Source organism: Thiocystis minor (assembly GCF_016653465.1).
Taxonomy (GTDB): domain Bacteria; phylum Pseudomonadota; class Gammaproteobacteria; order Chromatiales; family Chromatiaceae; genus Chromatium; species Chromatium minus.
In genome coordinates, this window is sequence record NZ_NHSQ01000017.1 from 1 (window position 1) to 8,473 (window position 8,473).

At 63.5% G+C, this 8,473-nt stretch carries 7 protein-coding genes and 2 pseudogenes; 4 read left to right on the forward strand and 5 right to left on the reverse strand.

Going from position 1 to position 8,473, the window contains the following annotated elements:
* The coding region (locus CCR95_RS00655) for an IS4/Tn5 family transposase DNA-binding protein (RefSeq protein ID WP_201090950.1) at window positions 1–175 on the reverse strand (175 nt) is incomplete at its 3' end.
* Window positions 176–210: 35 nt separating this feature from the next.
* Window positions 211–582, reverse strand: a complete 372-nt coding sequence (locus CCR95_RS00660; RefSeq protein ID WP_201090951.1) for a hypothetical protein — start codon at window positions 580–582, stop codon at window positions 211–213.
* A 168-nt stretch (window positions 583–750) separates the two neighbouring features.
* Between CCR95_RS00660 and tnpC the strand changes: the two genes are divergently transcribed.
* Complete coding sequence (gene tnpC / locus CCR95_RS00665; protein WP_201090953.1) at window positions 751–2,307, forward strand: IS66 family transposase; 1,557 nt, start codon at window positions 751–753, stop codon at window positions 2,305–2,307.
* Between the two features lie 165 nt (window positions 2,308–2,472).
* On the opposite strand, the pseudogene CCR95_RS00670 reads toward tnpC, so the two are convergent.
* The 3 genes and pseudogenes from CCR95_RS00670 to CCR95_RS00680 form a co-directional block, all read right to left on the reverse strand.
* Window positions 2,473–3,739: pseudogene (locus CCR95_RS00670) on the reverse strand (type II toxin-antitoxin system HipA family toxin).
* Window positions 3,729–4,061, reverse strand: coding sequence for a helix-turn-helix domain-containing protein (locus CCR95_RS00675; RefSeq protein ID WP_201090955.1), 333 nt, complete (start codon window positions 4,059–4,061; stop codon window positions 3,729–3,731). The pseudogene CCR95_RS00670 and the gene CCR95_RS00675 overlap by 11 nt, the downstream one beginning before the upstream one ends.
* A 168-nt stretch (window positions 4,062–4,229) precedes the next feature.
* A complete protein-coding gene (locus CCR95_RS00680; RefSeq protein WP_201090957.1) occupies window positions 4,230–6,566 on the reverse strand; it encodes a VIT domain-containing protein in 2,337 nt (778 codons plus the stop codon).
* Between the two features lie 231 nt (window positions 6,567–6,797).
* Between CCR95_RS00680 and CCR95_RS26200 the strand changes: the two genes are divergently transcribed.
* The 3 genes and pseudogenes from CCR95_RS26200 (at window position 6,798) to CCR95_RS26210 (ending at window position 8,310) form a co-directional block, all read left to right on the forward strand.
* Entirely contained in the window at window positions 6,798–7,031 is a 234-nt protein-coding gene (locus CCR95_RS26200; protein ID WP_420825631.1) for an RES domain-containing protein, read from the forward strand.
* A gap of 543 nt (window positions 7,032–7,574) precedes the next feature.
* Window positions 7,575–8,066 (forward strand): annotated as a pseudogene (locus tag CCR95_RS26205) (IS607 family transposase); the annotation flags it as partial.
* A gap of 64 nt (window positions 8,067–8,130) precedes the next feature.
* Window positions 8,131–8,310, forward strand: a complete 180-nt coding sequence (locus tag CCR95_RS26210) for a helix-turn-helix domain-containing protein (protein ID WP_420825632.1) — start codon at window positions 8,131–8,133, stop codon at window positions 8,308–8,310.
* Window positions 8,311–8,473 lie beyond the last annotated feature (163 nt).

An 8,473-nucleotide genomic window follows, 5' to 3' on the forward strand; every position in this document is an offset into this window, starting at 1 on the left:
ACGTCTCCTGGGACAGAAAGCGATACGCCGCCTGGGTCTCCGCCCAACCAGTGCACGCGCCCGGAAGGCTCGCCGTGGGTCGCTCGGCCAAGCGCTCGACCAACTGCACCGCCCGTCGGTCGCGGCGTGCGTCGCCCAGATCAATCCCGCGAAATTCGTCTTCTGCCCAGCCCATGCGATCCCCAATGAACGTGAATGCTCAAATCGATTTTACCCGCACACGGGGAGTTGTGTGTAATGGGGTGCTTTGAAGCCAATCCCTGAAAATAATTTTCTTCCCTCTTTGATCAATTCCGCATTTTGGATGCTTTCCACCGCGGAGCCAACGCCAAAGCGGACCGGATACTGACGAATTTTTCGAAGCGTGAACTCGGCGAATCTTTTGCCGTCGGACGATGTATAACTGCAATATTTGAGATGGTTGGTGTCGGGGCCCGCGATGACTTCCTGTAAAATCACAGGAACATTGTTCCGTAGAATCGGGACGAGTTTTTCGCGCAGATCACGATCATTATCGACTTGTAATGGCGTTGGTGCATAAATAACGCGCGCAGAGCCATGAAAATAAAGAGAATTCTTCATTAGATATCGCTTATATGCGAGAAAATAGCCGCTTTTGCCCCCAGAATTGCAAAGCAACCAATTGATTAGTATGCACTTTATTTATGCACCAACGCCGGCACGATGGCAAACTCGCGCTTTAAACGACGCTGGCACGGAGTAGCGGTCAGTCACCGACCCGACGGCCCGATGCACCTCTCGCTCGATGATCTCGCCCAACTCGACGACGCCCACCTCCAGGAACTGGAGGAGCGGCGCCTGCGCGTGCTGTCGGTGAAGTTGCTGGCGGATCTGAAAGAGGCGCACGAGCGCCTTGGGCAGAACCCGAGCAACCGCTCGCGACCGCCGAGCAGCCGCGCGCCCTGGGAGGGGATGGCGCCGACGGAGGCGTCTGGCGAAGAGCCAGCCGCGTCTGGCCGCGCGGACGAGGCCGAGGCGGGAGCAGACGACCCCGCGAAGGACGCCGATCCCACCTCATCGCGCGCAACCGCGCCCAACCGCGCGGGTCGGCGTCCTGGAACCCGAGGTCATGGGCGCACCCAGCGCCTGGCGGTGCACGAGGAGCGCCATCATCATCCCGAGGTCTGCGCCGTCTGCGCGCAGGCGTTGTGCGCAACCCACGGCGCGCGCCTGCACAGCGCCCACGACGTCATCGACCGGATCCTGCCGAGCGCCGAGCGCACCGCCCTGGACGTCGTCCAGATCAAGCACCTCTATCATGCCCGCCGCTGTGGCTGTGGGCACTGGACGCACGCGTGCCCCGGTCATCAGGGAGCAGAGGACGAGTGGACGGTCGCGCTCCGCGAGCGCCATCTGGCCGGCCCCCTGCTGGTGGCCTGGATCTGCGCGCTGTCACGGCGCATGCGTCTGTCGCGCCGACGCATCCAAGAGTTCCTCGCCGACTGGCTGGGACTCTCGCTGGGCGTCGCCACCATCAACCAGTGCCTGCACGAGGCCGGACGCGCGGTCGCGCCGGTGGTCGAGGAACCGTTGCTCGCCGAGGTGCGTGCCAGCGAACTGCTCCATGCCGACGAAACCCGCTGGAAGGAGCAGGGCAAGTTGCTGTGGCTGTGGGTCTTCGCCACCGCCACCACGACCGTCTTTCGCCTCGGGCGCCGCTCTCAGGATCGGCTCCACGGCGTGCTCGGGGAGGTCTTTCACGGCTGGCTGATGAGCGATGGCGACTGGGCCTACCGCGAATATGACAACCGCCTGCGCTGTCTGACCCATCTACTGCGCAAGGCGCGTGGCCTGGAAGAGAGCCTGGATTGTCGGCTACAAGGCTTCGGGCGCACCCTGCGCGAGCACCTCGAAGGGGTCATGGCCGGCGTCTACGCGGCCCGCGAAGGCCCGCCGCCGATGCCGTTACGCCAACAACACGCCGCCGCCTTGAACGCGCTCTTGGCGTTGTGCCTGGCCCAGGCCGCGTCCTCGCATGCCAAGACGCGGGCGCTCGCCCGCGAGCGGCTCAACGATTGGGATACCTTCTGGGTGGTGCTCGACCACCCCGAGTTGCCGTTGACCAACAATGTCGCCGAGCGCGCCTTGCGCCATTGGGTGATCGCCCGGCGCATCAGCGATGGCACGCGCAACGCACAAGGCTCGCGCGTGTTCGCCTCCTTGGCCAGCGTCATCGAAACCTGCCGGCAGCGTGGGCTGTCACCCTGGAACTACATCGCCGAGGTGATGACCGAGCGCCGCCAAGGGCATCCGGCTCCGATCCTGCCAGCGGCGGTTGCTGCCTAGTCAGCAGAGCAGTGGGTCAGAACGCTTACTATGGGCGAAGGGCCTGTAGATGAATTTATCTAATGTCGCTGAATCCGGCAAATCTACTTATGGCAGACGTGACGACGTTAGTGACAGATTGTTCCAGGCTCTCGATCAGGGTTTGACGCCCATGTGATCCGCTCGCTACCCCGCCGGATAGCCCTCCAGACAATAGGGATTGAGAAACGACCGCTGCCAGAGCGTGTCCCGCTCGGCGCGACTCAATCCGGCTTCGTCGCAGACCTCGTCCCAGGCATTGTCCAGCGTCGCGCGCTGATGATCGATCAGGCCCCGTGCCTGGCCGTGGGTCAGGCCAAAGGCGGGCGCGGCGGCCAGACAGGTGACGAGTCGGCTGTCGCGACGCTGTCCGGTCAGGAGCATGGCCTGGCTGGCCTCGCCGCCGGTGCGCAGTTGCGGACAGAGGTCATAGGCCGGCGTGAGCCGGTAGGTCTGGCCATCCCAGAAGGCGGCATGATTGCGCGCGTGATCGTCGGTATTGCCACAGAGAACGTTGAAGACCATCCGCCCATAGAGTTCTTCGAGCGTCTGGCGCGGATCGCTGAAGTCGCGGCGCACCCGGTGCGCCAGATCCTCGTAACTGGCGTAGCGCGCTTCCAGTTCGCGCAGCCCCAGCAGGGTCAGCGCGGAGAGCATGAAACGACGCTCCCAGCCGGCGGGGGTGCGACGCCGGTCGAAGCGATCGATGAGCAGCACGTCTCGGTTCAGCGCGCGTCAGGACCACGGGCGCGACATCCAGGCCCACCCGGCTGGCCAGTCGCATGGCCAGATATTCAGCCTTGACCAGATTGAAGAGGTCGGTGCTGGTGGAGAACTTGGCGATCCGCCGGGCGGACTCGCTGGACAGCAGCGCCTTGGGTCGGGCGCCGCCGACGGACGTTCCGTGCTGGAGCGCGAGCGCCAGTTCGGGCGACAGGGGTTCGCCACGCTCCAACCGCTCGGCGGCGTCCGCCAGTTCGTCCAGACTGGCGAGGGTGGCCTCGCGCGCTCGATACTCGGATGCTGACGCCTGGACATCCAGTGCGCCGATCCGGTCCGACCCCGACTCCAGCAGATAGGTCAGTTCATTGAGTTCGACCCGCGCGGCCGTCTGACCCCGCTGTCCGGTCAGTCGATGGACGATGACCCGGCGGCCCCAGGCGTCGGGCGCGGCATCGCGCAGACAGGAGGGGAGGTCGTCGTCGCGTTGCCGCTGGACGCCCGGTCGCAACGGCAGTTCGTCCGGAAAGAGGCTGATGGCCTCGGCCCGATCCAGGTAGGAACGACCGTAGGCGAAGGCATAACCGCCATGCCGCTCGCGCTGGAGTCGGCCCGCGACCACGGGTGACACCGCGCCCGGCAGCCAGATCCAGACATAGGCCCCCCGGTTGTCATCCGGACGCTCAGAAGTCATCGTCGAGCCGGTCCAGGTCGGGGCGACGGATACGCCCCGGCAAGAGCTGAAGTTTCTCCTGCTGACGGGCCAGTTCACGCTCCAGCGCCCCGGTCGGTTCGAGACCGAAGAGCGGGATCCCGACCAGCGTGGCCGCCTCGAAATAGGTGCCGATGGCGACGCCCGGCGCGCCCCGGATGATCCGGCGGATGGTGAGCACGCCCACGCCCACCCGCTCGGCCAGTTGCTCGCGCGACCAGCCCTTGCGCAGGCGACCCTCCTCGATCAGACCGCCGAGCAGGTGCAGGGCGTTCCGGGTGGTTGGCGAGAGGATGGGGCACATAGAATGGTATGGCGTAATCGTGACGTTTAGTCGTTTAAAAGATTATATTATATCTGTTACGTCTGAAATGACTCCGGTCGCAGTGGCATTGCCGATTGCAACTTGGCGATCCCAGGAACGATCTCACGGATAACGATCGACTCCTGTCTTCCGCCTCAGTCAACGCTCTCACCCCCCCAACGCGCGCCAGGCCGACACCAGCGGCTCGATCCGCGCCATCAACTCCGCCGAGATCGGGTGCCTGATACGAACACCGACGGCACCCTTGATTTGGGGGTGACAGGTGCTGGCGGATCCATGCTGCCGCAGGGTCTCGAACAGGGTCGCCAGGACGACCTCCTCGGCCTCGCCCTCGGCGACCAGGGCGCGCAAGGCGGCGAGCAGATCCAGCGGGAGGCCCAAGCGATCAAGCATGTCCAGGTCTGGGAACCATGGCGCTGGCCCGACCGTCGGGCGTCCCGAATGCGTCTTCAGCCAGCGAAGGAGACTGGCGGCGGTCAGAATAGACGGCGTCGATGCCTCCTTGATCTTCACTGACGCCCGCCTGGATCGGGCCACATGTTTCAGGAAGCGTGGAATCGGCAGATAATCCTGCTCGACGCCACTGTAGAGATCACTGTAATAGCTCCGGGTATAGTCCCGGCTGATGAACTGCGTACTTGAGTGGAACACAGTGTCATCGTCCGGCGTATCGGTGTCGCCATCATCCACGATCTCTATATAGAGAGCCCCGCCTTTATCACCACTCCTGCGTCGACAGAAGAATGGGATCGTCCCGACCACACGGCCGCCGCCGGCACTAGCCCGTTGAGCGGCCTTTTGATGGGCCACGATTCTGATCGGCGGTAAGGCTCCGGCCACTGCGCCGGCGCGGCGGTCGACCATTAGGAACGCTGTGTGATGGGTGACCAGCTTTGCGTCCAGGGCCAATTGGATGGCCTCCTCCTCGGATAGCGTGGCCAGACGACGGGCCGCGGCCAATCTCGGTAGGGTGTCATTGGTCTCCGCGACCGGCCAGGGCTCCAGGTACAGGATGTGCGTTGCGTGCTCGCCCGACCCCGACCGCAGTTGCAGCGTCACTGGCCCTTGAGGTCGCTCCGGCAGCCAGGCGAACAGATGGAGCGTATCCCCAGGGAAGACCGTGCCGATCTCGGCGGGCAACTGCCAGGCGGGTGTGCTCGGCCAGGTTAGCGAGACCTCCAGGCGCGGGTAACGACAGCGCTCGAAGTGGCGCACGATGTAGGCGGCCATCGCTTCGTTGGGATGGACCAGCACACTGGCGGCTCCGGTCGCTGCCGCCAGCCCGCGCGCCAACTCCTCGACCACCGCCAAGCCAACCCCAACCGTGAAGACCCGGTTTCCGGAGCGCCGGGCCTCTTCGATCACGGCGTCCTCCTCATCCCAAATCTGGCCGTCGCTGACCAGCAGGATATCCAGCGGTTGGTGCTGGCGTTGTCGGTAGGCCAGTCGCAGCGCGTTTCCCACTTCGGTGCCGCCGAGGTCGGCGTCGAACCAAATGATCTGCTTGCGCGCCAGCGCCAGGGTGTCCGGGCGAACCGGCCGCAAGTCGGGAAACAGCGCGTATGCCTCAGTGCCGAAGCAGATCAGATTGAAGCGATCGGTCGGGTTCAGGCGATCCAGGATCGTCAGCAGGGCCTCGCGGGTCTGGGCGATCGAGTCCCCTTCCATGGACCCTGAGCGATCGGCGATCAACAGGTAATCATGACCGCCTGGATCGATGAACTCCGGCGGAGTCGGCTGAAGGCTGGCCAGGACGATCCAGCCCTCTCCGTCCGGCGCGTAGAGTCCGGTGGAGGCGCGCAACAGTGGCGGAACCTGGAGACGGATGACGAGATCCTGATCCATGTCCGCGAGATCCTCCGCCAGTCGCACCCGCTGGTGGTCGCCCTCCGCCGTGACCCGCAGTGCATGGGAGGGCGAATCCACGACCGCTTCCCGCAGCGCGCCGCCGAATTCCAGATCGAGACTGAAGCGGTGATGCGCCTCCTCGGCGATCAGCGGTACTTGATGCGGATCCAACCCGGCCGCGCTGGGTGTGCCGTAACGCTCCGCCAGCGTGGTGGGGAACAGCAGCCGCATCCAGTCATCGTTCCAGCTCGAGAGCAGGGCATAGCGATAGCGCAGCCGCGCGGTCTGGCCGGGTTGCAGGTTGCCCAGGTTCACCGTGAAGAGACTGGATCCCACCCTTTGCACCAGGATGGCGCTGTCGCCGCCATGGATGGCTTCCTCATAGGTCTCCTCGGCCTCCTGCCGGAGTCGCACCTGTCCCTCGAACACTTCCTCGGCGATCTGGATCTCCAGGTTCAGCAGTTCCGCCCCGGCCGGTATCGGGAAGGTGAAGACCGCCTCGATGTTCAGATCCTCCTGATTCGCGAAGGTCTGCTCGATCCGGATCTCGCCGAGCAGTCCCTCGAATCGACCACGGATCGCGGTCGCCTGAAGGACGCAGATGGGATCTAGGGGTGATTGAATCGGGAAAAGCATGTGGCTGCGCCCGCCGAGGATTCAGGATGGGGTGCGAATATAGCACAGTTATTTAGCACATTAAGACTGTCATAAAATGCGCGTCGAGCACGAGGTGTCTGGGTCGATGACCCACGGCGCCGAGACATGCTCAAGACCTATCCTCGAACACCCGCTGAAATGGTCCGAGACAATGAATGCGCCGAGGTGACCAGCGCCGTCAAAGGGCGGGCTGAGATTCCTGATCGGTCGATGGGGGCAGCACGGCACGGCGGTCGCTTCAATCCGCGAGGAACCCCGGCCCTCTATCCCTCGCTCGACCACAGGACCGCCTGCAACCCCTGGCGTGATCGTCGCGCGCGATCTGGCGCCGGTCCGCTCGATGCTTGGGGCGATGGATCGAGCGCACGCAAGATGGTCTTGAGCGCGCCCAGAATAATGTCGCACCGCCGTCAACCCATTCCGTCACGGCGGACCGCACAGTGACGGCTGGTCACCGATCAACCGCGCCTCAGATGGACCAACGCATCGATCCATCTGTCCTCAATGCAGGTCATCGATCGCCGTTTCGGGATTCCACTGAAAGGTTTTCAGCTTGAACACCGGCACCTCCTGTCGAGGTGCGTCTGAATTGCCACCGGCCTCTTGACTGGCCGCCGACGTTTTCTGAAGGACCGGAAGTCGCGAATGCTCTTGATCCGTGGCATCCGATGGCGGGAACATCGCATGATCCCGTTTCGACACTTCCCAGGGATTTCGGGAAATCGACACGCTGACGGAACCGGTCGGCCAACGTCAGCACTAAACCCGTGCCGAAACTGGGTGAGTCAAGTGGACCGCCTGTCCAGGACACTTTAGTATGGCGTCCGAAGTGCCGCCCTGGCTCCCGGCGATGGAAGCCCGGAACCCGTCGAGCCATCGCAAAATTGCGACTGACATTCATCTTCCACCAGACAAACCAAAGGAAGGTTTCGTAACAGTTAGCAATACGCTACCATAAGATTAATTTTACACACTTTCGCTCAACGCATGGCCTACGTCCCCTTACGCAAGGCCGTTGCCGAACTCGGACTGCATCCCAACACGCTCCGCCGCTATGCCGACCACGGAATCATCCCCACCATCCGCAATTCCGCCGGGCAACGTCTCTTTGACGTGGATGCCTACCTGCGGCGATCTGTCGTTGCCACCGTTGTCATCTATGCCCGTGTCAGCCGTGCCAAGCAACGCGACGATCTCGTTCGACAAGTCGAACGTCTGCGCACGGCCTACCCGCACGCGGAAATCGTCCAAGACATCGGCAGCGGACTCAACTTCAAGTGCAAAGGACTGCGTGCCTTACTGGAACGACTCCTGCGCGGCGATAAGCTCCGGGTTGTGGTTGCCCACCGTGACCGACTCGCCCGCTTCGGCTTCGACCTTATCGCCTTCCTCGTCGAGCGCAACGGCGGCGACGTCGTGGTTCTCGATCAGCCGGTGGAGCAATCCCGAGAAGCCGAACTCACCGCCGATCTACTCGCCATCCTTCACCACTTCGCTGGCCGGATGCACGGGCGGCGAAGCCACCAAGGCAAAACGAATCAGGATCTACCCGACGACGGAACAGAAGAGCCTGTTTCGGCAGTGGCTCGGAACCTCAAGATACGTTTACAACGCGACCGTCAAGCATCTCGGTCTGCCCAAGGAGGAACGGGCGGGGCATTGGATGGGGGCGGCGAAGATCGTCCTGCCGAGCCTACCGGAGTGGGCCGGGCCGATCCCATAAGCGCCAACTTAACCGCACCGTTGACGCCCTTGTTCATTCATCATCTGCATGACCCTGGCCGGAACGGTTTGCAAGCGGCGGCGGCGCGGACGTTCCTTGAGCACGTCGAGGCAGGCGTCCCAGTGTTCGTCTCGCCAGCGTTGCACCTCGAGAATCCAGCGAT

What these genes read in the sequence shown, in the direction of transcription:
- CCR95_RS00680 (WP_201090957.1), bottom strand. Translation starts at nt 6,566, where the DNA reads ATGCTTTTCCCGATTCAATCACCCCTAGATCCCATCTGCGTCCTTCAG.
- CCR95_RS26200 (WP_420825631.1), top strand. Translation starts at nt 6,798, where the DNA reads ATGGGGGCAGCACGGCACGGCGGTCGCTTCAATCCGCGAGGAACCCCG.
- tnpC (WP_201090953.1), top strand. Translation starts at nt 751, where the DNA reads ATGCACCTCTCGCTCGATGATCTCGCCCAACTCGACGACGCCCACCTC.
- CCR95_RS00675 (WP_201090955.1), bottom strand. Translation starts at nt 4,061, where the DNA reads ATGTGCCCCATCCTCTCGCCAACCACCCGGAACGCCCTGCACCTGCTC.
- CCR95_RS00660 (WP_201090951.1), bottom strand. Translation starts at nt 582, where the DNA reads ATGAAGAATTCTCTTTATTTTCATGGCTCTGCGCGCGTTATTTATGCA.